Annotated in this window: 22 protein-coding genes; 15 read left to right on the top strand and 7 right to left on the bottom strand. The window is 60.6% G+C overall.

The window, feature by feature from the left end:
* Positions 1-70 precede the first annotated feature (70 nt).
* The 4 genes from B3797_RS18180 to ppnP all read left to right on the top strand — a co-directional run bounded on the left by B3797_RS18180 (position 71) and on the right by ppnP (position 3,645).
* Positions 71-1,627, top strand: a complete 1,557-nt coding sequence (locus tag B3797_RS18180) for an OPT/YSL family transporter (protein ID WP_311791814.1) — start codon at positions 71-73, stop codon at positions 1,625-1,627.
* Between the two features lie 12 nt (positions 1,628-1,639).
* A complete protein-coding gene (locus B3797_RS18175; RefSeq protein ID WP_311791813.1) occupies positions 1,640-2,569 on the top strand; it encodes a DUF1177 domain-containing protein in 930 nt (309 codons plus the stop codon).
* 2 nt (positions 2,570-2,571) lie between these two features.
* A complete protein-coding gene (locus tag B3797_RS18170; RefSeq protein WP_311791812.1) occupies positions 2,572-3,249 on the top strand; it encodes an AroM family protein in 678 nt (225 codons plus the stop codon).
* A 105-nt stretch (positions 3,250-3,354) separates the two neighbouring features.
* Positions 3,355-3,645, top strand: coding sequence for a pyrimidine/purine nucleoside phosphorylase (ppnP, locus tag B3797_RS18165; RefSeq protein ID WP_081139266.1), 291 nt, complete (start codon positions 3,355-3,357; stop codon positions 3,643-3,645).
* 29 nt (positions 3,646-3,674) lie between these two features.
* Here the strand turns inward: ppnP and rdgC are convergent, their stop codons facing one another.
* Positions 3,675-4,586: a recombination-associated protein RdgC gene (gene rdgC / locus B3797_RS18160; protein WP_120451246.1), complete on the bottom strand. Its 912-nt coding sequence runs from the start codon at positions 4,584-4,586 to the stop codon at positions 3,675-3,677.
* 146 nt (positions 4,587-4,732) lie between these two features.
* Between rdgC and mak the strand changes: the two genes are divergently transcribed.
* Entirely contained in the window at positions 4,733-5,644 is a 912-nt protein-coding gene (gene mak / locus B3797_RS18155) for a fructokinase (RefSeq protein WP_311791811.1), read from the top strand.
* 10 nt (positions 5,645-5,654) lie between these two features.
* Here mak and B3797_RS18150 read toward each other — a convergent pair whose 3' ends face one another.
* The 3 genes from B3797_RS18150 to sbcD are packed head-to-tail and all read right to left on the bottom strand — an operon-like array spanning position 5,655 to position 10,893.
* Positions 5,655-6,014: a cell envelope biogenesis protein TolA gene (locus B3797_RS18150; RefSeq protein WP_311791810.1), complete on the bottom strand. Its 360-nt coding sequence runs from the start codon at positions 6,012-6,014 to the stop codon at positions 5,655-5,657.
* Positions 6,014-9,697: an AAA family ATPase gene (locus B3797_RS18145; protein ID WP_311791809.1), complete on the bottom strand. Its 3,684-nt coding sequence runs from the start codon at positions 9,695-9,697 to the stop codon at positions 6,014-6,016. Before B3797_RS18145 ends, B3797_RS18150 begins: the two co-directional genes overlap by 1 nt.
* On the bottom strand, positions 9,694-10,893 hold the full coding sequence (sbcD, locus tag B3797_RS18140) for an exonuclease subunit SbcD (RefSeq protein WP_311791808.1): 1,200 nt from the start codon (positions 10,891-10,893) through the stop codon (positions 9,694-9,696). The genes B3797_RS18145 and sbcD overlap by 4 nt, the downstream gene beginning before the upstream one ends.
* 195 nt (positions 10,894-11,088) lie before the next feature.
* On the opposite strand from sbcD, the gene phoB reads away from it, so the two are divergent.
* The 6 genes from phoB (at position 11,089) to proY (ending at position 18,465) form a co-directional block, all read left to right on the top strand.
* On the top strand, positions 11,089-11,778 hold the full coding sequence (phoB, locus tag B3797_RS18135; protein ID WP_033788773.1) for a phosphate response regulator transcription factor PhoB: 690 nt from the start codon (positions 11,089-11,091) through the stop codon (positions 11,776-11,778).
* Positions 11,779-11,792: 14 nt separating this feature from the next.
* A complete protein-coding gene (gene phoR / locus B3797_RS18130) occupies positions 11,793-13,106 on the top strand; it encodes a phosphate regulon sensor histidine kinase PhoR (protein WP_120451251.1) in 1,314 nt (437 codons plus the stop codon).
* An 18-nt stretch (positions 13,107-13,124) separates the two neighbouring features.
* Positions 13,125-14,057 (top strand): phosphate ABC transporter substrate-binding protein PstS family protein, encoded by a 933-nt coding sequence (locus B3797_RS18125; RefSeq protein WP_311791807.1) that lies wholly within the window; start codon positions 13,125-13,127, stop codon positions 14,055-14,057.
* 163 nt (positions 14,058-14,220) lie between these two features.
* On the top strand, positions 14,221-15,324 hold the full coding sequence (locus B3797_RS18120; protein ID WP_311791806.1) for a cobalamin-independent methionine synthase II family protein: 1,104 nt from the start codon (positions 14,221-14,223) through the stop codon (positions 15,322-15,324).
* A gap of 401 nt (positions 15,325-15,725) precedes the next feature.
* Positions 15,726-17,045 carry a branched-chain amino acid transporter carrier protein BrnQ gene (gene brnQ, locus B3797_RS18115; protein ID WP_311782114.1) on the top strand — a complete coding sequence of 440 codons (1,320 nt, stop codon included), beginning with the start codon at positions 15,726-15,728 and terminating at the stop codon, positions 17,043-17,045.
* Between the two features lie 67 nt (positions 17,046-17,112).
* Positions 17,113-18,465 (top strand): proline-specific permease ProY, encoded by a 1,353-nt coding sequence (gene proY, locus B3797_RS18110; protein WP_311791805.1) that lies wholly within the window; start codon positions 17,113-17,115, stop codon positions 18,463-18,465.
* Between the two features lie 69 nt (positions 18,466-18,534).
* Here the strand turns inward: proY and B3797_RS18105 are convergent, their stop codons facing one another.
* The 3 genes from B3797_RS18105 to B3797_RS18095 all read right to left on the bottom strand — a co-directional run bounded on the left by B3797_RS18105 (position 18,535) and on the right by B3797_RS18095 (position 22,360).
* Positions 18,535-20,490 carry an acyltransferase family protein gene (locus B3797_RS18105; protein ID WP_311791804.1) on the bottom strand — a complete coding sequence of 652 codons (1,956 nt, stop codon included), beginning with the start codon at positions 20,488-20,490 and terminating at the stop codon, positions 18,535-18,537.
* 343 nt (positions 20,491-20,833) lie between these two features.
* The gene (locus B3797_RS18100) at positions 20,834-21,649 is read right to left on the bottom strand and encodes an inositol monophosphatase family protein (RefSeq protein ID WP_311791803.1); all 816 of its coding nucleotides are present in this window, start codon (positions 21,647-21,649) and stop codon (positions 20,834-20,836) included.
* A 129-nt stretch (positions 21,650-21,778) separates the two neighbouring features.
* Positions 21,779-22,360 carry an ACP phosphodiesterase gene (locus B3797_RS18095; RefSeq protein ID WP_311782110.1) on the bottom strand — a complete coding sequence of 194 codons (582 nt, stop codon included), beginning with the start codon at positions 22,358-22,360 and terminating at the stop codon, positions 21,779-21,781.
* 105 nt (positions 22,361-22,465) lie between these two features.
* Between B3797_RS18095 and queA the strand changes: the two genes are divergently transcribed.
* From queA to secD, 4 genes are all read left to right on the top strand, one after another.
* The gene (gene queA / locus B3797_RS18090) at positions 22,466-23,536 is read left to right on the top strand and encodes a tRNA preQ1(34) S-adenosylmethionine ribosyltransferase-isomerase QueA (RefSeq protein WP_311791802.1); all 1,071 of its coding nucleotides are present in this window, start codon (positions 22,466-22,468) and stop codon (positions 23,534-23,536) included.
* A 76-nt stretch (positions 23,537-23,612) separates the two neighbouring features.
* The gene (gene tgt / locus B3797_RS18085) at positions 23,613-24,737 is read left to right on the top strand and encodes a tRNA guanosine(34) transglycosylase Tgt (RefSeq protein WP_311782108.1); all 1,125 of its coding nucleotides are present in this window, start codon (positions 23,613-23,615) and stop codon (positions 24,735-24,737) included.
* A gap of 25 nt (positions 24,738-24,762) precedes the next feature.
* Positions 24,763-25,095, top strand: coding sequence for a preprotein translocase subunit YajC (yajC, locus tag B3797_RS18080; protein ID WP_120451260.1), 333 nt, complete (start codon positions 24,763-24,765; stop codon positions 25,093-25,095).
* Between the two features lie 25 nt (positions 25,096-25,120).
* Positions 25,121-26,968: a protein translocase subunit SecD gene (gene secD, locus B3797_RS18075; RefSeq protein ID WP_311791801.1), complete on the top strand. Its 1,848-nt coding sequence runs from the start codon at positions 25,121-25,123 to the stop codon at positions 26,966-26,968.
* Positions 26,969-26,974: the final 6 nt, after the last annotated feature.

Genomic DNA, 26,974 nt, shown 5'->3' with positions numbered 1-26,974 from the left:
ACGTAAGCGAGCCTGATTCAGGCTCGCGAAGCGTCCATTCATTTCTACCGGCATTCCTGACGGGGACAATATGGAGAAGGTTAATCCAGTAAAACAGGCTGGCGTGGCGATAGTATTAATCGCTTTGTCAGTTGCAGGCGCGATTATTGGCGTGCAGCTTATTACCACCATCGGCGTAACGCCGAACACCTCTATTATCGGCGCGTTATTTGCCATGCTGCTGGCGCGTATTCCGCTGCAGGCGTTTCGCCGCTACCGCTCGATTGAAATTCAGAACCTCGCACAAACCGCTATTTCTTCCGCCACCTTCGGCGCGGCGAACAGCTTATTAATGCCGATTGCCGTACCCTGGGCGCTGGGCCAGCCGCAGCTGGTATTGCCGATGTTTTGCGGCGTCAGCGCGGCGATGCTGCTGGACGCCTACCTGCTCTATCGTCTGTTCGATACCCGTGTGTTTCCTGCCAGCAATGCCTGGCCGCCGGGCGTGGCCGCCGCAGAGGCGATCAAAGCGGGCGACAGAGGCGGACGTCAGGCCTGGCTGCTGGTAGCGGGCATCGTTGGCGGTATCATCGGTTCGATGCTCAAGATCCCGATGTCCGCATTCGGCACCGCTTTTATCGGCAATATCTGGGCGCTCGGTATGCTCGGGCTGGGCTTTCTGGTGCGCGCCTATGCGCAACCGGTTGCCGGCATCGATATTAACGCGCTCTACCTGCCACACGGCGTGATGGTCGGCGCAGGGCTGGTGGCGCTGATTCAGGTCGTGATGGTGATCCGCAGCCGCCGCAACGACGAGCAGAAAGTGAGTCGCGGCGGCAATGAGGTCAGGCGCGCGCTTGGCCTCGGCGGCGCGGGCTATTTAATTATTTCGGCGCTGCTGGCGCTGGCAGGCGGGCTGTGGAGCGAGATGAGCATCCCGATGCTGCTGCTGTTTGTGATTTACGCCGCCTTCGCCGCTTTTGTGCATGAGCTGATCGTCGGCATTGCCGCGATGCACTCCGGCTGGTTCCCGGCATTCGCCGTAGCGCTTATTACGCTGATCGTTGGCATTCTGCTTGGCTTTCCGCCGCTGGCGCTCTGCCTGCTGTGCGGCTTCACCGCGGCGACCGGCCCCGCCTTTGCCGATATGGGCTATGACCTTAAAGCGGGTTTTATTCTGCGCGGCAACGGCGCGGATCTGCAGCAGGAGCTGTGGGGCCGCCGCATTCAGCTGATCGCCGCAATGATCGCCTTTCTGGTCTCGATTCCCGTCGTCTGGTACGCGCACAACCTGTTCTTTGCGGAAAACCTGCTGCCGCCCGTCGCGCGCGTCTACGCTAAAACCATCCAGGCGGGCGCAGAGCCGGGGATCGCCGGCAGCCTGCTGATGTGGGCGATTCCAGGGGCCATTATTCAGCTGATCGGCGGGCCTAAGCGCCAGCTCGGCGTACTGCTCGCCACCGGCTTGCTGATCAATAACGCGATGGCCGGCTGGGCGGTCGTGGTGGGTATTGCGCTGCGCATCGTCATTATTCGCGTATGGGGCGAACGCGGCCGCTCGCCGATGGAGGTGATGGCGGCAGGCTTTATTGCCGGCGACGCTCTCTACAGCTTCTTTAACTCGCTGTTTGCCAGCGGAAAAAAATAATTAAGGAATCCCATGAGTCTGCATCAGACATTACAGGTCTTTGAGTTATTCGACAGCGCTTTCGTTGATGGTCAGCAGGTGGTGGATCTCTTTAGCGCCTTTCCCGGCGTTAAGGCCAGCTATAAACGCGTCAGCGGGCCGAAAGGGCGCACCGATTTCGTTCGCATCGACATTCCGGGCGCGCAAGGCAAAGCCAGCGGCGGCAGCGCGCCAACGCTGGGCATTATCGGCCGCCTGGGCGGCATCGGCGCGCGCCCGACGCGTATCGGTATGGTTTCTGACGCCGATGGCGCCGTCGCGGCGGTGACCAGCGCGCTGAAGCTGGCGCTGATGCAGACCAAAGGCGACATGCTGGCGGGCGACGTTATTGTGACCACCCATATCTGCCCGGATGCGCCGACGCGTCCGCACGAGCCGGTAGATTTTATGGATTCGCCCATCGACGATGTGACCATGAACGACAATGAAGTGGTGCAGGAGGTGGACGCTATCCTGTCGATTGATACCACCAAAGGCAACCGCATTATCAATCACAAAGGGTTCGCGCTTTCGCCTACGGTAAAAGAGGGTTATATCCTGCGCGTGTCGGAGGATCTGCTGCGCATTATGGAGATGACCACCGGCCGTCCGGCGGTGACCTTCCCGATTACCACCCAGGACATTACCCCTTACGGCAACGGCATTTATCACCTGAACAGCATTCTGCAACCCTCTACCGCGACCGATGTGCCGGTTGTGGGCGTGGCGATCACCGCCGAGTCGGTAGTGCCGGGCTGCGGCACCGGCGCGAGCCATGAAGTGGATATCGCGGCGGCGGCGAAGTTTGCAGTGGAAGTGGCGAAGGAATTTGGCCGTGAGACCTGCCATTTCTACGACGCGGACGAATATAGCCGTTTGCTGGCGTTGTATGGTAGTTTGAGCCATCTGCGTAAACGAGACTAACGATGACGAAATCCCTGGTTACGCTGACCATTGGTCAGTCGCCGCGCAGCGATATCATGCCGCTGCTGACAGAGTTTTTACCGAGCGAGCATACCGACCATGTTGGCCTGCTGGACGGGCTGAGCGAGGCGGAGATCGTCGCGCGCTTCGCGCCTGACGAGCATGATGGCGTGCTGGTGTCGCGTTTGCAGAACGGCGCGCAGGCGCGGCTGGCCACGGCAAAAGTAGAGCAGGGACTGCAGGCGAAAATCGACGCGCTGGAAGCGGAGGGCTACGACACCATCCTGCTGCTCTGCACCGGCGAGTTCGGCGCGCTGAAGACCAAAAGCGCGCTGCTGCTGGAGCCAGACCGCATTATCCCGCCGCTTGTTTCCGCTATCGTGCATGACCATCAGGTTGGCATCGTGGTGCCGGTGGAGGAGCAGATCCAACAGCAGGCGAATAAGTGGCGCAATCTGAAGCATCGCCCCTGTTTCGCCGTCGCCAGCCCCTATATCCCTGATAATGAGAAGCTCACCGACGCCGCGCTCTCGCTGCAGGAGCAGGGCGCGGATGTCGTGGTGCTGGACTGCATCGGCTATAACCAGACGCATCGCGACTTTTTGCAGAAGCTGCTCGGCATTCCGGTGCTGCTCTCTAACGTGCTGGTGGCTAAACTGGCCGCGGAGCTTATCGTCTAATCCCCGCGCGATCACAAACCCAGAGGCGAAGCTGCAATTCGCGTGACAGATCAGCGAGTTCCGCTCTACACTGCCAGACACCTTAATGTGCTGTGAGGAAGTAACATGCTCAATGTAAGTGAGTATTTTGACGGAAAAGTGAAATCTATTGGTTTCGACAGTGCGAGCACCGGTCGTGCCAGCGTCGGCGTGATGGCGGAAGGGGAATACACCTTTGGCACGGCGCAACCGGAAGAGATGACGGTGGTGAGCGGATCGCTGAAGGTGCTGCTGCCGGGCGAGACCGAGTGGCAATGGTTTGAAGCGGGTTCGGTATTTAACGTGCCGGGCCACAGCGAGTTTCATCTGCAGGTGGGCGAGCCGAGCTCCTATCTCTGCCGCTATCTGAAAGACTAAAAAAAGGGCCGCAACGCGGCCCTTTCTTTTTAGCGTTGCGCTTCGCCACCCAGCGCTTCCACCAGATTGCTGGTAAGCGCGGCAAGCTCGCTGGTCATCAGGATAAAATCGGCGTCGAAACGCTGAGCGAAATCTTCGCGGTCGATATCATCATTCTGCTCGCGCAGCGTATCGCTGAATTTCAGGCGCTTCACCGAACCGTCATCCGCCAGCACGAACTGAATGCGTTCCTGCCAGTCGAGCGCCAGTTTGGTCACCATTTTGCCCGCTTCGATATGGTTGGCGATCTCATCGCACACCAGATCCTGCTTTTTGCAGCGGATCACGCCGCCATCTTCCAGCAGCGCCTTCAGCTCTGCTTCGTCCATCAGGGCGAAGCCAGCAGGCAGGTCGCCGGAGCGCACCCACTCGGTGAGCGTCAGCTCGATAGGTTTTTCCAGGGTCAGCGGCACCACCGGCAGGGAACCCAGGCTCTTACGCAGCAGCGCCAGCGTATCTTCCGCTTTTTTCGCGCTGGCGCAGTCCACCATAATCAGGTTGTTAACGGTGTCGATCCAGAGAAAGGTCTGGCTGAAACGGCTGAAGGCGCGCGGCAGCAGGCTGTGCAGCACTTCATCTTTCAGAGAATCTTTTTCGGTCTTCTTCAGCTTGCGGCTCTGCTCCGCCTCCAGCTTGCTGATCTTCGCCTCCAGCGCCTGTTTCACCACCGGCGACGGCAGGATTTTTTCCTCTTTACGGGCGCAAATCACAATCTGGCCGTTGTTCACATGGGTCAGCGCATCGCTGCGGTTGCCCATCGGCGACACCCAGCCGGTTTTACTCATATCCTGACTGCCGCAGGGCGAGAACGTGTACGCCTCAAGCTGCTTTTCCATATCGTCTGCCGAGAGCGGAATGTCCCGATTGAGACGATAAACCATCATATTTTTAAACCACAACATCACAATTCCTTACCGGGGCGCGCGATCTGGCGCACAAGTCGAGAGGTCAGCGCGCATGATAGCGAAACATCGGAGCGGTTTCATTGCCTTTCCCCGACGCCGCTCCTAATGTATCTCTCACCCTGACAAAGAATGAGGAATAACGCGTGCGTATAGGTATTGATTTGGGCGGCACCAAAGTTGAAGTGATCGCCCTGTCTGACGAGGGAATAGAGCTGTTTCGCCACCGCGTGGATACGCCGCGCGACGACTACGCCGCCACGGTGAAGGCAATTGCCGACCTGGTGCATCTCGCCGAAGCGAAGACCGGCCAGACCGGCAGCGTCGGCGTCGGCATTCCCGGCACGATTTCGCCATACACGCACCTTGTGAAAAACGCCAACTCCACCTGGCTCAACGGCCAGCCGCTGGATCGCGATCTGGCGCTGGCGCTGCAGCGTGAGGTGCGCATCGCTAATGACGCCAACTGCCTGGCGGTTTCTGAGGCGGTAGACGGCGCGGGCGCGGGCCAGCCGCTGGTGTTTGCGGTGATCATCGGCACCGGATCGGGCGCGGGCGTGGCGATCGGCGGCGAGGCGCGCATCGGCGGCAACGGCAATGCGGGCGAGTGGGGACACAACCCGCTGCCGTGGATGGACGAAGAGGAGCTGCGCTACCGCGAGGAAGTGCCATGCTACTGCGGGCTGAAGGGGTGTATCGAGACCTTTGTCTCCGGCACAGGCTTCGCCACCGATTACCGGCGGCTGAGCGGGCAGGCGCTGCGGGGCGCGGAGATCGTCAGGCTGATCGCGCAGCAGGATCCGATCGCCGAGCAGGCGATGCGCCGCTACGAAACCCGGCTGGCGAAGTCGCTGGCGCAGGTGGTAAACCTGCTGGATCCCGATGTGATCGTACTCGGCGGCGGCATGAGCAATAACGATCGTCTCTATCAGAACGTGCCGACGCTGATGAAGCAGTGGGTATTCGGCGGGGAGTGCGAAACGCCGGTGCTGAAGGCAATACACGGCGATTCAAGCGGGGTACGCGGCGCGGCCTGGCTGTGGCCGCTAAAAGGTTAAGCGTAACGCGTTACTGCGTTGAGCCAAAGGCGAACTGCCAGTCCTCCGGCACGCCGACCGGCGGCAGCGGCAGGTTGCGCGCGCTGCTTACCTGCTGCCAGGCGCGCAGGCAAAGCGCTTCGTCGCCTTCGGTGCGCAGCACGCTGTAGCCGCCGTCGGCGCGGCGGTGTGCCGAAACCAGACAGGTTCGCCCTGGATAGCGCGGGGCGACGGTGCTGTTAAAGCTGCCCATCAGCTGCTGCTGAACGTCGCGTAAATAGTTGCACTGCGCCGCCGAGTAGTGGCGGTCGCAGGCGGGATCGCTTTGCGGTTTGCTGCTGCATCCCGCCAGCAGCGCGCTGGCGAGCAGCAGCGCCATGCCTGTTTTCATTACGCCTCCTGAGCGCGGGGCAGCTCCAGTTTGCTGTAGCCTAGCCCGTTAATTTTACGCACCCGGATCTGCACCGGAATGCGCTCTTTCATCGCCTCGACATGGCTGATAACGCCGATGGTTTTGCCGCTGGCGTTGAGCGCGTCCAGCGCGTCCAGCGCGGTGTCGAGCGTTTCGGCGTCCAGCGTACCGAAGCCCTCATCGAGAAACAAAGATTCTATGCGCGTTTTCACGCTGACTAAATCTGAAAGCGCCAGCGCCAGCGCGAGGCTGACCAGGAAACTTTCGCCGCCGGAAAGCGTGCGCGTATCGCGCGCGGCGTCGGCCTGCCAGGTATCGATCACGTCCAGCTCCAGCGCGTCGCTGGCGCGGCGCTGCAGCAGATAACGACCGTGTAGCCGATCAAGCTGGCGGTTGGCGAGCGCCACCAGGTGATCCAGCGTCAGCCCCTGCGCGAAGCGGCGGAACTTATCGCCGCTGGCGGAGCCGATCAAATCATTCAGCTGACTCCACTGCTCAAGCGCCGCTTCATCTTCCTCTATCTGGGTCATCAGGCTTTGCTGCTGGTCGCGCAGGCGCGCATCGCTCTGCAGCTGCTGCTGCGCTTCACCCTGCTGACGCGCATTGTCGCGCAGCGCCAGACGCAGCTGCTCAAGCTGCGCCTCCAGCGCGGCGGCGTTCTGCGGCGTCTCCTCTGGCTGGCTTTGCTGATGCGTCGCCCTACGCTGCGCCAGCTGCTGCCGCTGGGCCTGCAGGGCGTGTCGCTGCTGCTCAAGCTGCTGCATCTGGCTTCGCAGCGCGCGCGCCTCCTCTTCGTCAAGCAGCGCGGCGCGCAGGCTGGCCTCATCGCTGAATTCTGCGGCAGCCAGCGCGGCGCTGAGCTGCTGCTGCGCCGCGTTCAGCGACTGGGTGACCTTGGCCTGCTGTGCGTCGAGTTCCGCCGCGCGTCCCGCCAGCTGGCTGAGCTGGCTCTGCGTTGTTTGCAGCGCCTCCAGCGCGGCGGAGAGCGCGGCTTCCTGCTGCTGGAGCTGCGTCTGCGCCTGCCGCCGCGCCGCGGCGACGTCGCGATCGCCAAACAGCGCCTGCCGGGCCGCGCGCTGCTGCGTCAGCGTCGCCTCGGTTTGCGCGCGTAGCTGTTGCAGGGTATCGAGCCGCTGACGCTCGCTCTCCACGCGTTGCTGCAGGCTGGCGCACTGTGCTTCGGCGCGCGCCAGCTGCGGCTGTAGTTCGGCGAGCCGCTGCTCGCTCTCAGTCCAGCGCCGCCAGCGCTGCTGCTGCTGTTGCAGCCAGCCGTCGCGCACCGCGGCATCGGGCAGGGCGACTCCCGCACCGGCCAGTTCCTGTTGTAGCGCGTCGCTGCGCTCCCGCCATTCGCGCTCCTCCTGCTCCAGACGCTGCGCCAGCGCTGTGGCGCTCTCCTGCAGGTTAGTGAGCGTTTGCTGGGCCAGTTGAAGCTGCTGCTGATGCTGCTGCAGCGCCTGCTGATGTCGCAGGTACTCATCTTTCGCCTGCTGACGCTGGCGCGCGGCGGCCTCCTGCTGACGAACAAGCTGCTGCAGCGCCTGTTCCTCGCTGCTTTGCTGCTGCTGCCAGGCGGCCAGCGCGGCGCTGTCGCCCGCATCGAATGTAAGCGCCAGCTCACTCTGTAATGCCTGCCACTGCTGGTTTAGCGCGTCCAGCTGCTGGGTTTCAGCGGCAAGCTCTTCCTGCAGTCGCTGCTGTTCGGCTTTCGCCTGCTTAACGGCCTCGCCTTTTTTGATGCCCTGTTCGCGCAGCGCCTCGACCTGCTGTTCCTGATCGGCCAGACGACGCTGATTCTCGCTCAGCTCCAGCGCAGCGTAGCGCTCCACCGCCGGATGCTGGCAGGAGCCGCACAGGGGGCAGGGCTGCTCCGGCTCAAGGCGCGCGCGCCACGCCGACAGATCGGCGATATGCTGCTCCAGCTCGCAGATTTTTTTGATATCGGCCAGCGCCGCTTTTTCGCGCGCAAAGGTCGCGCGCAGCGTTTGCAGCGTCTCCTCATCCTGCCGCAGCGTTTTTTCCAGCGCGGCGAGGCGCTGCTGACGCGCGGAGATATGCTGCTGCAGCGGTGTCCACTGCGAGGTCAGCACCGCCAGCTGCTGGCGCAGCGGGCGGCTCGCCTCAAACTGCGCCTGGCGGGCCAGCAGCGCCTGTGGCGGATGCGTCTGCTCTGACGCGGCCAGCGTCTGTTCTGCCCTCTGCAGCGCGTCGGCCGCCTGCCGCTCGGCGTGGCTCAGCGGCGTCGCCTGCTGCTGCAGCTGCGCGATATTCGCCTGTCGCTGCGCCAGCGCCTGCTGCTGCTGACGCTGCTGTTCACGAAGCGATTCCAGCGCGCTTTCCCGCTGCGCCAGCTGGGCGAAACGCTCCTGCCACAGCGCCAGCGAAGGGCCCCACTGCGGCAGCGTGCCCTGATCGGCGCGCCACTGCTGCTGCTGCGTCAGCGCGGCCTGTAGCTGCTCCCGCTGCGCCGTTTCCTGCTGCAGCGCGTTCTGGCTTTGCGTCAGCGCCTGCTGCTGCTGGTCGGCTTCCCGCTGCTGCTGCTGCGCCTGCGCGAGCAGGGCGGCGATCTGCTGATCGAGCGGGATCACCTGTTCCGTCAGCAGCGTCTCCTGCGCCTGCTGCTCGCGCAGCGCCGCGTCGCGCGTCGCCAGGGCTGCGTCACGGCGCTGCTGGTCGCTTTGCGCCTGCTGTTCGATGGCCTGACGCTGCTGCGCCAGCTGCTGCTGCGTCTGCTGCAGATATTGCTGTTCATGCAGCAGGCTGTCGCGCTGGACAAGCTTATCGCGCAGCTTCTCCGCCGGTTCGCTGCGCGCCAGGCGCTGGCGATCCGCTTCTGCGCCGAGCCAGGCCTGCTCCGCCGCGTCCAGCGCCGCCTGCGCGGCCTGAATATCGCTGTCCAGCTGCTCTGCCTGGGTCAGCCACTGATGCTGCTGATGCAGGCGCGTGTTCTGCTGAGTAAGCGCCTGCTCCGCTTCGGTCAGCGTCGCCAGCTGCTGTTGCAGCGCGTCGCGCGCGTCAGCGTGGAGCAGCGTCAGGGTGCCGGCGCGGCTGCGCAGGTTCTCCAGCGCCAGCCGCGCCGCCTTGTGACGTTCATAGATGGCGACGGAGATCTGGCCGTAGATTTCGGTACCGGTCAGCTCTTCCAGCAGTTCGGCGCGTTCGCCGGGCTTCGCATTCAGGAAGGCGGCGAACTGCCCCTGCGACAGCATCATCGAGCGGGTAAAGCGTTCAAAATCGAGGCCCGACAGCGACTCAATCAGCTTTAGTTTATCGTTTACCTTATCCGCGAAGATTTTGTCGTCGATGCAGCGCGCCAGCTCGACGCGCGGCGCCTGCAGCTTGCCGTCGGCCGCGCCGCGCGCGCGGTTCTGGCTCCAGAAGGCGCGCCAGGCTTCGCCTTTGATCTCAAACTCCACTTCGGCAAGGCATTCGGCGGTGTCGCGCGTCATCAGCCCGTTTTGCGTCTGCGACAGCACGCCGAGGCGCGGCGTCTGGTGATAGAGCGCCAGGCAGATGGCGTCGAGCAGGGTGGTTTTGCCTGCGCCTGTTGCGCCGGTAATGGCGAACAGGCCGTTGCTGGCGAAGGGTTCGGCGCGAAAGTCGATAAACCATTCGCCTTTCAGCGCATTAAGGTTTTTAAAGCGCAGCGTGAGGATCTTCATTCACTCTCCTCAAGGGACGCGAGGGTGGAACGGAACAGGTCGCTGAGGCGCGCCTGCCGCGTCTCATCAATATCCTCCGCCAGCGCGATGCGGCGGGCGAACACCTCTTCCACCTTTAGCTCGCTCAGGGTTTCGTTTTTCAGCTGCGCCAGGCTGTGCTGACGCTGTTCGCGGCTGCGGCGCAGCAGCAGTACTTCAACCGGCAGCTCAGCGGTCAGCGCTTCGATGCGGCGCTGCAGATCGCTGAGAAACTCTTCGGTGGTGACTTCAATATCGAGCCATACCGGCTTCTCGCCCTTATGAGCGGCGAAAGGCGCCAGTTGGGCTTCGATCTGCGCCAGCGAGCCTTTCAGCATTTTCATCGGCTGGAACTGCGGTACCGGCAGCGCCGTGACGCTTTGTAAGCCTGCGTTATCCAGCTCCACTAAAAACACGCTCTTCTCGCTGCCGAGCTCGTCGAAGCTGAGCGGTAGAGGCGAGCCGCTGTAGCGGATATGATCGCTGTTGGCGACGCGCTGGGCGCGATGGATATGGCCGAGCGCCACGTAATCGACGTCGGGAAAAGCTGACGCGGGAAAGGCGTCGAGCGTGCCGATATAGATATCGCGCACCGAATCGCTTTTGCTGACGCCGACGGTGGTGAGGTGGCCGGTGGCGATCACCGGCAGCGTCAGCGGATGCGCGCGCGCCGCGTCGACGCTGCGCTGGTAGTGCGCGGCTATCGCTTCCAGCAGGCTGAGCTGCTTCTCGCGTCCCGACTGGCCCGGTCGGCTGCGCATAATATCGCGCGGACGCAGATAGGGAATGGCGCACAGGAGCGCGCCCGGCTCGCCGGCGCGATCCCGCAGCAGCAGCAGGTTATGATCCGCCTGCGGCGTGGTGATCACCTGGGTATTGAGACAGGCGAGCAGCGCGCGTGACTCGTTGAGCGTGGCGACCGAGTCGTGGTTGCCCGCCAGCACCACCAGCTGGCAGCCGGTCGGCTGCAGCGCCACCACGAAACGGTTGAAAAGCTCACGCGCGTAGCTTGGCGGCGTGCCGCTATCAAAGAGATCGCCCGCGACGATCAGCGCATCGACCTGATGCTCTTCAATGCGCGCCAGCAGCCACTCCAGAAAAGCCTGGTGCTCCGTCGCCCGGCTCTTGTTATAGAAAAACTGACCGAGGTGCCAGTCCGCGGTGTGAATGATGCGCATAAAACTCCCTGCCGTAACGGTTTGCCGGACGATTATACCGGCTATGGCGCAAAAGCGAAAAAAGCCGCGCCGGCTGTCATAAAGCAGTGTTAAAGCGCTGATTAAGCGGCTATGTTTTTCATAAAAGTGTCATAAATCTGACGCATAATGGCGCCGCATATAACGGTGACAGCGGTCACATCAGCAGGAGTTACAATGGCTAAGCGCATTTTGGTTGTGGAAGATGAAGCCCCTATCCGTGAAATGTTGTGCTTCGTTCTGGAGCAGAACGACTACCAGCCCATCGAGGCCGAGGATTATGACAGCGCGGTAGGGAAACTGATTGAGCCCTGGCCAGATTTGATTCTGCTGGACTGGATGTTGCCGGGCGGCAGCGGTATTCAGTTTATTAAACATCTTAAGCGCGAAGCGCTGACCCGCGATATTCCGGTGATGATGCTGACGGCGCGCGGCGAAGAGGAAGATCGCGTACGCGGTCTGGAAGTGGGCGCAGACGACTACATCACCAAGCCTTTCTCGCCGAAAGAGCTGATGGCGCGTATCAAGGCGGTGATGCGCCGTATTTCGCCGATGGCGGTGGAAGAGGTGATTGAGATGCAGGGCCTGAGTCTGGACCCTTCGTCGCACCGCGTGATGTCGGAGTCAACGCCGCTGGAAATGGGGCCGACCGAATATAAACTGCTGCACTTCTTTATGACGCATCCAGAGCGCGTCTACAGCCGCGAACAGCTGCTGAACCACGTCTGGGGCACCAATGTGTACGTAGAGGATCGCACCGTTGACGTGCATATCCGCCGCTTACGTAAGGCGCTGGAAGTTTCCGGCCATGACCGCATGGTTCAAACCGTTCGCGGTACGGGGTATCGTTTCTCCGCCCGCTACTAAACGGAGTCTTAACCGTGCTGGAACGACTCTCCTGGAAGAGATTGCTCTCTGAGCTGGCGCTGGCGTCTCTGCCCGCGCTGATTATCGGGCTGATTTTCGGTTATCTGCCCTGGCTACTGCTGATTAGCGCGCTGGCGGTGCTGCTGTGGCACTTTCACAATCTGATGCGCCTGTCGCACTGGCTGTGGGTGGATCGCACCATGACGCCTCCAACGGGCCAGGCGAGCTGGGAGCCGCTGTTTTACGGCCTTTATCAGATGCAGCTGCGCAACCGGCGGCGGCGGCGCGAGCTGGGCAATCTGATTAAGCGCTTTCGCAGCGGCGCCGAGACGCTGCCCGACGCGGTGGTGCTGACCACGGAAGAGGGCACCATTTTCTGGTGCAACGGGCTGGCGCAGCAGCATCTTGGCTTGCGCTGGCCGGAAGATAACGGGCAGAACATCCTTAACCTGCTGCGCTATCCCGAATTCTCCCGCTATATCCGCCAGCGCGATTTCAATAAGCCGCTCACCTTAATCCTGAATAACCAGCACCATATGGAGTTCCGCGTTATGCCCTATAGCGAAGGGCAGTGGCTGATGGTGGCGCGTGACGTCACGCAGATGCACCAGCTGGAGGGCGCGCGCCGCAACTTTTTCGCCAACGTCAGCCACGAGCTGCGCACGCCGCTGACGGTGCTGCAGGGCTATCTGGAGATGATGAACGACTCGGTAATGAACGAGCGCTCGCGCGGCAAGGCGCTGCAGACTATGCAGGAGCAGACGCGCCGGATGGACAGCCTGGTGCGTCAGCTGCTGACGCTGTCACGTATCGAGGCCGCACCGGCGATTGATATGAAAGAGACGGTGGACGTGCCGATGATGCTGCATCTGCTGCAGCGCGAAGCGGAGACGTTAAGCAGCGGTCGCCACGAGATCCATTTTCATACCGACCCGCATCTCAAGGTGCTCGGCGATGACGATCAGCTGCGCAGCGCCATCTCTAACCTGGTCTATAACGCGGTGAACCATACGCCGGAAGGCACCCGCATCGACATCAGCTGGCTGCGCAACCGGCAGGGCGCACAGTTTAAGGTGTGCGACAACGGGCCAGGCATTCCGGCTGAGCATCTGCCGCGCCTGACGGAGCGCTTCTACCGCGTGGATAAGGCGCGCTCGCGCGCCACCGGCGGCAGCGGGCTGGGGCTGGCGATCGTCAAGCACGCCCTCAGCCACCATAACGCGCGGCTGGAGATCACCAGCATTCCCGATAAAGAGACCTGTTTTACCTTTACGCTGCCGTCGAGGTTGATCGTCAGCGCGGGATTGCAGGAGAATGCCGTCCATTAACCGTTAATGGAATCTTTCATGCGCGCCTTGCTGCTGTTGCTTTCACTTTTTATGCCCGCGATAACGCTGGCGGCGCCGCAGCCCGAAATGCTGACCGGCAACCTCAGCAGCGTCGGCTCAGACACGCTGGGCACGCTGATGATGCTGTGGAGCGAGGATTTCAGCGCGCTGGCGCCGGGCGTAAATTTGCAGGTGCAGGCCTCCGGCTCTTCCACCGCGCCGACCGCGCTGGCGGCGGGCGCCGCGCAGCTAGGCCCGATGAGCCGTCCCATGCAGGCGGAAGAGCGACAAACCTTTCAGGCGCGCTACGGCTATGCGCCTCTCGCCGTACCGGTGGCGCTCGACGCGCTGGTGGTGGTGGTCAATCAGCGCAACCCGCTGACGCAGATCGATATGCGCCAGCTGGACGCTATTTTTTCCGTGACGCGCCTGTGCGGCGCGACTCAGGTGCCAACGCGCTGGGGCGAGATGGGCGAGCGCCAGCCCGACTGGGCGCGCCGACCGATCCAGCGCTACGGGCGCAATTCCGCTTCCGGGACCTGGGGTTTCTTTAAACAGCAGGCGCTGTGCAACGGCGACTTTCGTTCTGACGTGGCGGAGTTTCCCGGCTCGGCGGCCGTGGTACAGGCGGTCGCCGCCAATCCGCGCAGCATCGGCTACGCCAGCTTCGGCTTTCATCTCAGCGGCGTGAAAATGCTCGCCGTGGTCGATGGGCAGGGCGCGGCGGTCGCACCGGACGCCGACTCTATCCGCAGCGGGCGCTATCCCTGGGCGCGTCCGCTCTATATCTACGTTAATAAACCTCCTGGCAAACCCTTGCCGCCGCTGGTGAATGCCTTTTTGCATCAGGTGCTCTCGCCGCAGGGGCAGCAGCGAGTCAGCGAGGCGGGCTATCTGCCATTATCGGCGGCGCAGCGCGCGCAGGCGCTGGCGGCGATTGAGGCGCAGTGAACGCTAACATGAATTTTTTTCATCACCGCTGAAATTTCTTCTGTTGCAGATGAACCGCGCTCATGTCACTCTGTTTCCAGACGTTTAGCCATCCAGATGGCTGCACATAACTTAGCGTAATTATTCCCTGCCGTAATTAACGGTCAGGGTGCCAGGAGTGAAGATGACCGTACAGACCGCCCCCTTCCGCGCCGATACCGTCGGCAGCTTCCTGCGTCCCGCCGCGATTAAAAATGCGCGCGAGCAATATGCCGCTGGGCAGATCGATAAAACCGAGCTGACCCGTGTCGAAGACGAAGCGATTCGCGACGTCGTCACTAAGCAGATCGCCAACGGTTTGCAGGTGGTGACCGACGGTGAGTTTCGCCGCGCCTGGTGGCACTTTGACTTTTTCGGCGGGCTGGAGGGCGTTGAGCTGTTCGAAGCTGAGCAGGGCATTCAGTTTAACGGCGTGCAGACTAAAGCACACGGCGTGCGCGTGGTGGGCAAGCTGGGCTTTCGCGATCACCCGATGCTGCAGCATTTCCGTTTCCTGCAAAGTATCGCAGGCAATGCGGTGCCGAAGATGACCATTCCCAGCCCGAGCGTGCTGCACTTCCGCGGCGGTCGTAAGGTGATCGACGAGACCGTTTATCCCGATCTGGCGGACTACTTCGACGATCTGGCCGAAACCTATAAAACGGCGATTAAAGCCTTTTACGATGCGGGCTGCCGCTATCTGCAGCTGGATGATACCGTCTGGGCCTATCTCTGTTCGGAAGATCAGAAGCGTCAGATCCGCGAGCGCGGCGACGATCCTGAGCAGCTGGCGCATACCTATGCCCGCGTGCTTAACAAGGCGCTGGAGGGCAAGCCTGCCGATCTGACCGTGGGCCTGCATGTCTGTCGCGGCAATTTCCGCTCCACCTGGATTTCCGAAGGCGGCTATGAGCCGGTAGCGGAGATCCTGTTCGGCGGCGTGAATATCGACGCTTTCTTCCTGGAGTATGATAACGAGCGCTCCGGCGGCTTTGAGCCACTGCGCTTTATCAAGCCGGGCCATCAGAAAGTGGTGCTGGGTCTGGTGACCACTAAAAACGGCGAGCTGGAAGATCCGGAGCAGGTGAAAGCACGCCTGCAGGAAGCGGCGAAGTTTGTCAGCCTGGATCAGATCTGCCTTAGCCCGCAGTGTGGCTTCGCCTCGACCGAAGAGGGCAACAGCCTGAGCGAAGAGCAGCAGTGGGCGAAGATCCGCCTGGTGGTCGATATCGCCGGTCAGGTGTGGTAACGCTGCAAAATTGTGCAAACAGGCGCGTAATACGCGCCTTTTGTGCATAGCAACGGGCGCCAATGCTGAAATTTCTCACGCGCTGCGGTAAAAATAAGCACATCATCTGATGCCCTGTGGTGATATAACCGCGGTTTCCACTACTTTTATCCTGTTTTCCGCCATAAGCTCCCGGTTTTCCGATCCCGTATTGCCTTTCTTCGCTATAAACGTTCTACTAACGGCCGTTGTCGCATCATCCCCCTTGTGAACAGAACAAAAGCAGCTTAAATCACCTGCGCGATTCGATTACAGCAAGCACAATGCTCTGGCATCGTGCGCTAAATCGTTGTCATTGCGCGGTTTGGGGACAACAGAAACCCAACTTCCACCGCAACACTCGTAACAGGCTATACAGTTGTATGACACACCGCTTAACCTCGAAGGATATCCTCGCGCTGGGCTTCATGACGTTCGCCCTGTTTGTTGGCGCGGGTAACATTATTTTCCCGCCGATGGTCGGTATTCAGTCAGGCGAACACGTCTGGACCGCCGCCATTGGTTTCCTGCTCACCGCTGTTGGCCTGCCGGTCATGACCGTTATCGCGCTGGCGCGCGTCGGCGGCGGCATTGACGCGCTCAGTTCACCTATCGGCAAGGCCGCAGGCCTGGTGCTGGCGACCGTCTGCTATCTGGCAGTTGGCCCGCTGTTCGCCACGCCGCGTACTGCGACCGTCTCATTTGAAGTGGGCATCGCTCCGCTGACCGGCGACGGCGCGCTGCCGCTGTTCATTTACAGCCTTATCTACTTTGCGCTGGTGATCGCCATTTCGCTCTATCCGGGTAAGCTGCTGGATACCGTGGGCCACTTCCTTGCGCCGCTGAAAATCGTGGCGCTGACGGTGCTCGGCGTTGCGGCGCTGATCTGGCCGGCAGGTACCATCGCGCCTGCCACCGAAGATTATCAGCGTGCTGCCTTCTCCAGCGGCTTCGTTAACGGTTATCTCACTATGGATACCCTTGGCGCGCTGGTGTTCGGCATCGTTATCGTTAATGCGGCGCGTTCGCGCGGCGTTGAGAGCGCCAGCCTGCTGACGCGCTACACCGTGATGGCGGGACTTATCGCGGGCGTCGGCCTGACGCTGGTCTACCTCAGCCTGTTTAAGCTCGGCAACGGCAGCGGCGCGCTGGTGGCGCAGAGCGCGAACGGCGCGGCGATCCTGCACGCTTACGTGCAGCAAACCTTCGGCGGCATGGGCAGCTTCTTCCTTGCGGCGCTGATTTTCGTCGCCTGCATGGTGACGGCGGTCGGCCTGACCTGCGCCTGTGCGGAATTTTTTGCGCAACACCTGCCGTTGTCGTATAAAGCACTGGTCTTTATTCTGGGGCTGTTCTCGATGGTGGTGTCGAACCTCGGCCTGAGCCATCTGATTCAGATTTCGATTCCGGTGCTGACGGCGATCTATCCGCCCTGCATTGTGCTGGTTGTGCTGAGTTTCACCCTTAACTGGTGGAACAAGAGCAGCCGCCTGATTGCGCCGACCATGCTGGTCAGCCTGATCTTCGGCATCATCGACGGGGTGAAAACCACCAGCTTTAAAGATATGCTGCCCGCGTTCTGCCAGCAGCTGCCGCTGGCGGACCAGGGACTCGCCTGGCTGCCGCCCGCGCTGGTGATGCTGCTGATTGCGGCGATTGTGGATCGCGTGAAAGGACGCGAGCAGGTTAGCGTTCACTCGTAACCGCCACTGCTGTTTTCTCCGACCACGGGCTTGCCCGTGGTTTTTCTTTTCACAGGTACAGGTTGTTATGCAAGAAACCAACAAGCTCAAACGCGGACTGAGCACGCGCCACATCCGTTTTATGGCGCTGGGATCGGCGATTGGCACCGGACTGTTCTACGGGTCGGCGGATGCCATCAAAATGGCGGGACCAAGCGTGCTGCTCGCCTATATTATCGGCGGCGCGGTGGCGTATATCATCATGCGCGCCCTCGGCGAGATGTCGGTGAACAACCCGCAGGCCAGCTCTTTCTCGCGCTATGCGCAGGATTATCTTGGGCCGCTGGCGGGCTACATCACCGGCTGGACCTACTGCTTTGAAATCCTGATCGTTGCCATTGCCGACGTTACCGCCTTCGGCATCTATATGGGCGTCTGGTTCCCGGACGTGCCGCACTGGATATGGGTGCTGAGCGTGGTGCTGATTATCGGCGCCGTCAATCTGATGAGCGTGAAGGTGTTTGGCGAAGTTGAGTTCTGGTTCTCTTTCTTTAAGGTCGCCACCATTGTCGTGATGATTATTGCCGGTTTCGCCATGATTTTCTGGGGTATCGGCAACGGCGGCCAGCCGACCGGTATTCATAACCTGTGGAGCAACGGCGGCTTCTTTGCACACGGCGTGGTCGGCATGCTGCTGTCGCTGCAAATGGTGATGTTCGCCTACGGTGGTATTGAAATTATCGGCATCACCGCTGGCGAAGCCAAAGATCCGGCGCAGTCGATTCCGCGCGCGATTAACTCGGTGCCGATGCGTATTCTGGTGTTTTACGTCGGCACCCTGTTTGTGATTATGTCTATCTATCCGTGGAATCAGGTCGGTACCAGCGGCTCGCCTTTCGTGCTGACCTTCCAGCATCTGGGGATCGCGGCGGCCGCTTCTATCCTGAATTTCGTGGTGTTGACGGCCTCGCTGTCGGCAATTAACAGCGACGTGTTCGGCGTAGGCCGCATGCTGCACGGTATGGCGCAGCAGGGCCATGCGCCGAAAGTCTTTATGAAGGTCTCAGCGCGCGGCATTCCCTGGGTAACGGTGGTCGTAATGATGGCAGCGATGCTGGTAGCGGTCTATCTCAACTATCTGATGCCGGAAAAGGTCTTTCTGGTTATCGCCTCGCTGGCGACCTTCGCCACCGTCTGGGTGTGGATTATGATCCTGCTGTCGCAGATCGCCTTCCGCCGTAAGATTGGCAAAGAGGCGGCGAGCAAGCTGCGGTTTGCCGTACCGGGCGGCATCTGGACATCACTGTTCGGCGTGTTGTTCCTGGGCTTTATCATCGCGCTGATCGGCTACTTCCCGGATACGCGCATTTCGCTCTATGTGGGTGTGGTGTGGATTGTGCTGCTGCTGGCGGGCTATAAGCTGGTACGCAAGACTGCATAATCAGAGGGGGGTGATGCCCCCCTTAACCTTTCTGGCGCTCGGAGCGTTATGACTTCTCTGTCAGCCCACCTACCAGCGACTGCCCAGCGCAATTTCCACCCCCTGCGGGCTCAGATGGTTATCGTCGTAATAGAGCGGCAGACCCTGCCAGGTCACCAGACAGCCGCTGCGATTGCAAAGATTCTCCTGTAACGACACCACGCGCACGTCGCGCTGCTCATAGCTGCGCAGCAGCCGCGTCAAATCCGCTTCTGGCAGTGAATAGAGCCTGGTACGCGCGTTCTGCGTCGGCAGAGGTTTCCAGTCGCTTAGCCACTGGCTCAGTTCGCGGCGCAGCGGCATATTGCGGTTGTTGCTGTAGCGCAGAGGGTCGAGAGAGAGCGATGGCGCTTCCTCAATCAGCACCACTTTTTTGCCCGCCTGGCGCAGCTGGGCAATGACCCCACCCATGCCCTGGCTCAGGGCGCTGAGGTTGTCTTTATCGGGATGAGTGAGATCGCGGTAGCCAGCGCCGGGCAGGGTTTCGATACCTGACGCCCAGGAGGCGGCGATCACGACCTCATCGATGCGGTCGCTTAATAATTCTTTCATTACCGCCTCATTGAACGCCGCGCACTGGCTGGCGTGCGCCGGCTGCTGGTAAAGCGCGCGCGTAACGCCCGCCGCCAGCAGCGGACAGGCGACTTTAGTGAACTGGTAGAGCGGCTTATGCTGCGCTTCTGCGTAGCGTGCCACGGCGCTGCGCATCGCCGCTGCATGGCTGTCGCCTGCCAGCGCGATGCCGGGACGCGAGGTCTGCGGCTGACAGCGTTTATCCGTCGAGGGCAGATTAGGGCCGGTATCAAGCAGGCAGGGATTCGCCTGGGCGTCAATTTTGTAGGTTTCGCCGCTGATCACTTTGTCGTTAACGCGCCAGGGGAGACCGCCGCTGCTCCATACGCCCACCATCGCGGCGGCAGCGGCGAGCGAGATCAGGCTGTAGGCAGGAATGACGAGGCGCGGCGCGCTGGCCGGGCGGCGAAAGGGCTGTTCAACATAGCGCCAGGTCAGCCAGGCGATCCCCAGCGCCATCGCGCTGATGCTCAGCCCCTGGTTGACGCTGACCGGTCCGTCGCTGCAGATACGCGCCAGCGCCAGCAGCGGCCAGTGCCACAGATACCAGGAGTAGGAGAGTTTGCCGATAAAGCGCATCGGCGCGTTTTCCAGCGCCAGACGGCTGAGCGCGCCGCGCGCCATAATAATCAGGCACGCCCCCAGCACCGGCAACAGCGCCTGATAGCCGGGAAACGCGTCGCTTTTATTCAGCCTCAGGGCGCAGAAGGCGATGAGCGCCAGCCCGGCGAGGGTAAAGAGGCTGGCCCAGCCGCCGCCGACGGGTTTCGGCTTCCACAGCGCCAGCAGCACCCCGGCGCCCAGCTCCCAGCCGCGCGTCGGCAGCAGATAGAAGGCCTGCGAGCTTTCTTGCGGCGTCAGCCAGATGCAGCCCGCCAGCGACAACAGACTCAGCAGCGCCACCGCAACGAACATCGGGATGCGCGCTCTGGCCGCTAGCAGCATTATGATCGGCAGCGCAATATAGAACTGCTCTTCAATGCCGAGCGACCAGGTTGTCAGCAGCGGATTTAAATCTGCCGGGGCGCTGAAATAATCCGCGCCTTTTAGCAGAATAATATTGGGCACCGAGAGAAACAGGGCAAAGCTGTATTTCGCCAGCTGGCTATATTCCAGCGGCGAGAGCAGGAAATAGCCGATAAAGAGCAGGCTGAACAGCATGGTCATCAGGGCAGGTGCAATGCGTCGAATACGTCGCACAGCGAACTGAAAGAGTGAAAACTGGCCGGAGGCGATGTCACGGCTGAGAATAGAGCCGATAAGAAAGCCTGAAATAACAAAGGCAATATCGACGCCCGTATAGCCGCCCGGCAGCGTGCTGACGCCGGCGTGGAACAGCACAACCATCAGGATCGCGATGGCGCGCAGGCCATCAATATCCGCGCGATAATCTGTGGGTAAATGGGTTTTCATTATTGGGTTCCCCGAGTATCGGCAAAGGTAGTGAATACCGCTGATGCGCTGGCGCAGCCCATAAAGAAATCGGCGAATCCAGTCGCCGAAATAAGCAAATAACAAAATAAATAATGATAAAGGGATGATTGACGCCACTATGTTAAGCGAAAAAAAGGCGATGAAATCATGCGGAGGGTGAATATAGAAAAGTCCGTAATGGCGCTAAAAAAATGGTGTAGGGAAGGTTATGGATAAATGCGCGACAGATAAGAGGCGTTACAGTGAGATAATGGCGGAATTAACGCGTGACGGGGCAGGGTAACGACGCGGCCAGCCAGCCGCGTCTCAGACGAAGGCGCGATTATGCTTGCTTAACGGCAGCAGCGCCGAGCAACGCGTTGACTTGCGCATAGATGGCCGGGTTAGCGAGCAGCACCGGATTACCGTTTTTCAGGCCGTTGTTGGCCAGATAGTCGTTGGTAACGCCGCCCGCTTCGCGCATCAGCACGATACCCGGCAGGCTGTCCCAGGGATTCATATGCGCTTCGTAGTAGCCGATCAGACGTCCCGCGGCCGCCCAAGCGGTGGTGAGCGCGCCGGAGCCGATGCGTACGAACATGCCGCCCTGTTCAAGCAGGGCCTGAATGAAACCGGCGGTTTGAGCCGTCGACGCGCGGCTGGAGTTGCTTAACCCCAGCACGCCCTCGCTGAGGTGCTGCGCGCCATGCGCCTGCAAACGCGTCTCGTTGACCCAGGCGCCGCGACCCGCGCGGGCGTGAAACAGCTCCTGATGGTTTGGATCGCAGACGACGCCGATTAGCGCTTCGCCGTCGCACAGTACGGCAAGCGAGACGCACCAGTTATGCAGGCCGTTGAGGAAGCAGGCGGTGCCGTCAATAGGGTCGACGACCCATACCCAGCGGGCGCCTTCGACGTCGCCGCCGCTCTCTTCACCCAGCACCGCATCGTCCGGGAAACGTTCGGCGATAAGGGTTTTAATCAGATCTTCAACGTTGCGATCCGCCTCGCTGACAACATCCTGTAAATCCCGCTTGTGTTCCACCACCAGCTGCTGGCGCTGCTGATACCATGCATAGGCGCGGCTGGCCGCCGCGCGGGCGATTTCACAGGCATAGTGGTAACGTGCGTCTGTTTCGGTTTGCGAAGCGGATGACATCCTTTCCCTCTTATCATTTATCACAGGCTGAATCGATCACGGGCCGGAAATAACGCGCCGGGAGCGCGCTATTGTTAAGCAGGGTTTCATTAAGCCGGAAATGCGAAGTGCTGGCAAGTCGGGAAAAGATCAGAGCGTTTTGCTGCGCGCCAGCGTCATCAGGCGCGGATAGAAGCGGAAAAACAGCGTTTCCAGCAGGGCGTAGTGATCGGTGAAGTCCTGATAAGAGTCGCGCAGCGCGGCGAGGCGCGGCCGCCGCTGAGCCATGCCGTTGAGCACGCGCGCCATGCGCGTCGGCTCGGCATAGTGCTCAAACCAGCGTTCGCGCCACATCACCGCGTTCAGCGCCTGGAAGCTTTCCGGCGTGCCCGCCAGCTGCGGCACGACGCGCTGTTCGGCAAAGCGCGAGAAGGCGGTCAGCGTCATGTCGGGGCAGATCTGGTCCCAGTGGCGGGCGAGAAAGTGATCCCAGACCACGTCAAGCGTAATGGGCGCGACGCGACGCGTCTGCGGACGAAACAGCGGGCGCGCTTCCTGCACTTCAGGCAGCGCGTCGGTCATCGCATCCAGTCGGCGGTGCATCAGAATGCCGTCAGCGACCGGCGTCGGCCACAGTTCGTGCGGATTTCCGCGCACGAAATCCGCCAGCAGGTTGCCGAGCAGCGAGCTTTCGGCGAGGTGAGCGAGGTGAAGATGAGCAAGAAAGTTCATGCCGCATTATAGCCAGAAGTGCGAACGCGCAGCCAGTTGTTCAGAATTGGCCGCTTTTCCGCTAAACTGTGCCGCCTGTTTTTATGCCTGAGTAAGAAGTTAGCCATGCGTGTCGCCGATTTTGCTTTTGAGTTGCCTGAATCTTTAATCGCCCACTATCCGCAGGCGCAGCGTAGCGGTTGTCGCTTGCTGTCGCTGGACGGTCCGAGCGGGCAGCTGACACACGGGGTGTTTACCGACGTGCTGGAGAAGCTGAATCCCGGCGATCTGCTGGTGTTCAACAATACGCGGGTGATCCCGGCGCGCGTCTATGGCCGTAAAGCGAGCGGCGGCAAAATCGAAATGCTGGTGGAGCGCATGCTGGACGATAAGCGCGTGCTGGCGCACGTACGCGCCTCCAAAGCGCCTAAGCCCGGCGCGCAGCTGCTGCTTGGCGATGACGAAAGCGTTAAAGCAACCATGGTGGCGCGCCACGATACGCTGTTTGAGATCGCCTTCGAAGACGACCGCGCGGTGCTGGATATCCTCAACAGCGTCGGCCATATGCCGCTGCCGCCCTATATCGATCGTCCTGATGAAGAGGCGGACCGCGAGCTTTACCAGACCGTCTACAGCGCGCGTCCTGGCGCGGTGGCGGCACCGACCGCCGGTCTGCATTTCGACGAGCCTTTGCTGGCCGCGCTACGCGAGAAGGGCGTAGAGATGGCGTTCGTCACGCTGCACGTTGGTGCGGGAACCTTCCAGCCGGTGCGCGTCGACAGCATTGAAGAGCATGTGATGCATTCCGAATATGCTGAGGTGCCGCAGGAGGTGGTTGACGCGGTGCTGGCGTGCAAAGCGCGCGGCAATAAAGTGGTCGCCGTTGGCACCACGTCGGTGCGCTCGCTGGAGAGCGCCGCGCAGGCGAGCAAAGAGGCGCTGATTGCGCCCTTCTTCGACGACACGCAGATTTTTATCTATCCGGGCTACGAATATCAGGTGATCGACGCGCTGATCACCAATTTCCACCTGCCGGAATCCACCCTGATTATGCTGGTGTCGGCGTTCGCCGGGTATCAGCATACTATGGCGGCCTATCGGGCTGCCGTCGCCGAAGCCTATCGCTTCTTTAGCTATGGCGACGCCATGTTTATTACTAAGAATCCGCAGGCGCCGCACGAGAAAGTCGGCGCCTGATGACGTCCGGTTTATGGCTGCGCCGTAAACTGCTTGTTTAACCATCGCATCAGACTGTTTCTCTGATGGAGGCTTTGTGAAGTTTGAACTCGACACTACCGACGGGCGCGCGCGCCGTGGCCGTCTGATTTTCGATCGCGGCGTGGTGGAAACCCCGGCGTTTATGCCGGTGGGCACCTACGGTACGGTTAAAGGCATGACGCCGGAAGAGGTACAGGAGACCGGCGCGCAGATTATTCTCGGCAATACCTTTCATCTCTGGCTGCGTCCCGGCCAGGAGATCATGAAGCTGCACGGCGACCTGCACGACTTTATGCAGTGGAAAGGCCCGATCCTGACCGACTCCGGCGGCTTCCAGGTCTTCAGCCTCGGCGATATTCGTAAGATCACCGAAGCGGGCGTGCACTTCCGTAACCCGATCAACGGCGATCCGATCTTCCTCGATCCTGAAAAGTCGATGGAGATTCAGTTCGATCTGGGATCGGACATCGTGATGATCTTCGATGAGTGTACGCCATACCCGGCGGACTGGGACTACGCGAAACGCTCTATGGAGATGTCGCTGCGCTGGGCAAAACGCAGCCGCGACCGCTTCGACAGCCTGGGCAACAAGAACGCGCTGTTCGGCATTATCCAGGGTTCTGTTTACGAAGATTTACGTGATGTCTCGGTCAAAGGTCTGGTAGAGATTGGCTTTGATGGGTACGCTGTGGGCGGCCTGGCGGTGGGTGAGCCGAAAGAGGACATGCATCGCATCCTGGAGCACGTTTGTCCCCAGATCCCGCACGATAAACCTCGTTACCTGATGGGCGTCGGCAAGCCGGAAGATCTGGTGGAAGGCGTACGTCGCGGCATAGATATGTTCGACTGCGTGATGCCGACGCGCAACGCGCGCAACGGCCATCTGTTTGTCACCGACGGCGTGGTGAAAATCCGTAACGCGAAGCATAAAGACGACACCTCGCCGCTGGATGCGGAGTGTGATTGCTACACCTGTCGCAATTACAGCCGCGCCTACTTGCATCATCTTGATCGCTGTAACGAAATACTCGGCGCGCGCCTGAATACCATTCATAACCTGCGCTACTACCAGCGCCTGATGGCGGGTTTACGCCAGGCTATCGAAGAGGGTAAATTGGAGCGCTTTGTTAGCGAGTTCTACCAACGGACGGGCAAAGCGGTTCCGCCGTTAAACGTCTGATAATTCTATTAATGAGGGAAATTAAATGAGCTTTTTCATTTCTGACGCTGTGGCAGCCGCAGGTGCACCGTCGCAGGGAAGTCCGTATTCTCTGGTGATCATGCTGGTGGTGTTTGGCCTGATTTTTTACTTCATGATCCTGCGTCCGCAGCAGAAGCGTGCGAAAGAGCACAAAAAGCTGATGGAATCTATCTCCAAAGGTGACGAAGTGCTGACCAGCGGTGGCCTGGTAGGCCGCGTGACCAAGGTTTCCGACACGGGCTATGTTTCTATCGCCCTGAACGAGACCAACGAAGTGGTTATCAAACGTGATTTCGTGGCTGCCGTCCTGCCGAAAGGTACGATGAAGGCGCTCTAATATTTACTTCCCTAAGGGAACTGCCGTGTTAAATCGTTATCCTTTGTGGAAGTACGTGATGCTGGTCGTCGTCATTCTTGTCGGCCTGCTCTATGCACTTCCCAACCTTTATGGTGAGGATCCGGCTGTTCAGGTCACTGGCGCGCGCGGCGCCGCCGCCAGTGAGCAAACGCTGGATCAGATTCAGAACCTGTTAAAACAAGAGAATATCCAGAGCAAATCCCTCGCGCTGGAAAATGGCGCCATCCTGGCGCGCTTCGCTAATACGGATGTGCAGCTGCGCGCCCGTGAAGCGATTATGAATAAGCTTGGCGAAAACTACGTCGTCGCGCTTAACCTCGCGCCGGCTACGCCGCGCTGGCTGAGCCTGCTGGCGGCTGAACCGATGAAGCTCGGTCTGGATCTGCGCGGCGGCGTGCACTTCCTGATGGAAGTGGATATGGACACCGCGCTGGGCAAGCTGCAGGAGCAGAATGCCGACAGCCTGCGCAGCGACCTGCGCGAAAAGAATATCCCCTATACCAACGTCAATAAAATCGCCAACTACGGCGTGGAAATCCGTTTCCGCGACGGCAACAGCCGTGATGAGGCGATTAACTGGCTGACCGCTCGCCATCGCGACCTGGTGATCTCTTCCAGCGGCAGCGACGCGCTGCGTGCGGTGATGAGCGATGCGCGCCTCAGCGAAGCGCGCGAGTACGCCGTTCAGCAGAACATCACCATCCTGCGTAACCGCGTTAACCAGCTCGGCGTCGCCGAACCGCTGGTGCAGCGTCAGGGAACTGACCGTATCGTGGTTGAACTGCCGGGCATCCAGGATACCGCGCGCGCCAAAGAGATCCTCGGCGCCACCGCTACCCTGGAGTTCCGTCTGGTTAATACCACCGCCGATCCGACTGCCGCCGCCAACGGCCGCGTGCCGGGTGACTCGGAAGTGAAACAGACGCGTGAAGGCCAGCCGGTTGTGCTCTACAAGCGCGTGATCCTGACCGGTGACCATATCACCGACTCAACGTCCAGCATGGATGAGTACAACCAGCCGCAGGTGAATATCTCGCTGGACGGCGCGGGCGGCAATATCATGTCTAACTTCACCAAGGACAATATCGGCAAGCCGATGGCGACCCTGTTTGTGGAGTATAAAGACAGCGGTAAGAAAGACGCCAACGGCCGCGCGGTGCTGGTGAAGCAGGAAGAGGTGATTAACGTCGCCAATATCCAGTCTCGCCTTGGCAACAGCTTCCGCATCACCGGCATCAACAACCCGAACGAAGCGCGCCAGCTCTCGCTGCTGCTGCGTGCGGGCGCGCTGATTGCGCCGATTCAGATTGTGGAAGAGCGCACCATCGGCCCGACCATGGGCGCGCAGAATATCACGCAGGGGCTTGAAGCCTGCCTGTGGGGCCTGATCGCCTCCATTCTGTTTATGGTGGTGTTCTATAAGAAGTTCGGCCTGATCGCCACCAGCGCGCTGCTGTGCAACCTGGTGCTGATTGTCGGCATCATGTCGCTGCTGCCGGGCGCCACGCTTACCATGCCGGGTATCGCCGGTATCGTGCTGACGCTGGCGGTTGCGGTGGATGCGAACGTACTGATTAACGAGCGTATTAAGGAGGAGCTGAGAAACGGACGTTCCGTGCAGCAGGCGATTCACGAAGGTTATAAAGGCGCCTTCTCCAGTATCGTCGACGCTAACGTAACGACGCTGATCAAGGTCATCATCCTGTATGCCGTTGGTACGGGTTCAATTAAAGGCTTTGCGATTACCACCGCTATTGGTATCGCCACCTCGATGTTTACCGCGATCGTTGGAACGCGCGCCATCGTGAACCTGGTGTACGGCGGCAAACGCATCAACAAGCTGTCTATCTGAGGAGTG

Origin of the sequence: Pantoea sp. UBA5923, assembly GCF_002431095.1 — a bacterium.
GTDB classification, from domain to species: Bacteria; Pseudomonadota; Gammaproteobacteria; order Enterobacterales; family Enterobacteriaceae; genus Pantoea; species Pantoea piersonii.
The sequence above is the reverse complement of the archived record's forward strand: the minus strand, read 5'-3'. Positions and strand labels throughout refer to the sequence as shown.

Coding starts and splice junctions, on each gene's coding strand:
- B3797_RS18180 (WP_311791814.1), top strand. CDS start 71: ATGGAGAAGGTTAATCCAGTAAAACAGGCTGGCGTGGCGATAGTATTA.
- B3797_RS18175 (WP_311791813.1), top strand. CDS start 1,640: ATGAGTCTGCATCAGACATTACAGGTCTTTGAGTTATTCGACAGCGCT.
- B3797_RS18170 (WP_311791812.1), top strand. CDS start 2,572: ATGACGAAATCCCTGGTTACGCTGACCATTGGTCAGTCGCCGCGCAGC.
- ppnP (WP_081139266.1), top strand. CDS start 3,355: ATGCTCAATGTAAGTGAGTATTTTGACGGAAAAGTGAAATCTATTGGT.
- rdgC (WP_120451246.1), bottom strand. CDS start 4,586: ATGTTGTGGTTTAAAAATATGATGGTTTATCGTCTCAATCGGGACATT.
- B3797_RS18150 (WP_311791810.1), bottom strand. CDS start 6,014: ATGAAAACAGGCATGGCGCTGCTGCTCGCCAGCGCGCTGCTGGCGGGA.
- B3797_RS18145 (WP_311791809.1), bottom strand. CDS start 9,697: ATGAAGATCCTCACGCTGCGCTTTAAAAACCTTAATGCGCTGAAAGGC.
- sbcD (WP_311791808.1), bottom strand. CDS start 10,893: ATGCGCATCATTCACACCGCGGACTGGCACCTCGGTCAGTTTTTCTAT.
- phoB (WP_033788773.1), top strand. CDS start 11,089: ATGGCTAAGCGCATTTTGGTTGTGGAAGATGAAGCCCCTATCCGTGAA.
- B3797_RS18125 (WP_311791807.1), top strand. CDS start 13,125: ATGCGCGCCTTGCTGCTGTTGCTTTCACTTTTTATGCCCGCGATAACG.
- B3797_RS18120 (WP_311791806.1), top strand. CDS start 14,221: ATGACCGTACAGACCGCCCCCTTCCGCGCCGATACCGTCGGCAGCTTC.
- brnQ (WP_311782114.1), top strand. CDS start 15,726: ATGACACACCGCTTAACCTCGAAGGATATCCTCGCGCTGGGCTTCATG.
- proY (WP_311791805.1), top strand. CDS start 17,113: ATGCAAGAAACCAACAAGCTCAAACGCGGACTGAGCACGCGCCACATC.
- B3797_RS18105 (WP_311791804.1), bottom strand. CDS start 20,490: ATGAAAACCCATTTACCCACAGATTATCGCGCGGATATTGATGGCCTG.
- B3797_RS18100 (WP_311791803.1), bottom strand. CDS start 21,649: ATGTCATCCGCTTCGCAAACCGAAACAGACGCACGTTACCACTATGCC.
- B3797_RS18095 (WP_311782110.1), bottom strand. CDS start 22,360: ATGAACTTTCTTGCTCATCTTCACCTCGCTCACCTCGCCGAAAGCTCG.
- queA (WP_311791802.1), top strand. CDS start 22,466: ATGCGTGTCGCCGATTTTGCTTTTGAGTTGCCTGAATCTTTAATCGCC.
- yajC (WP_120451260.1), top strand. CDS start 24,763: ATGAGCTTTTTCATTTCTGACGCTGTGGCAGCCGCAGGTGCACCGTCG.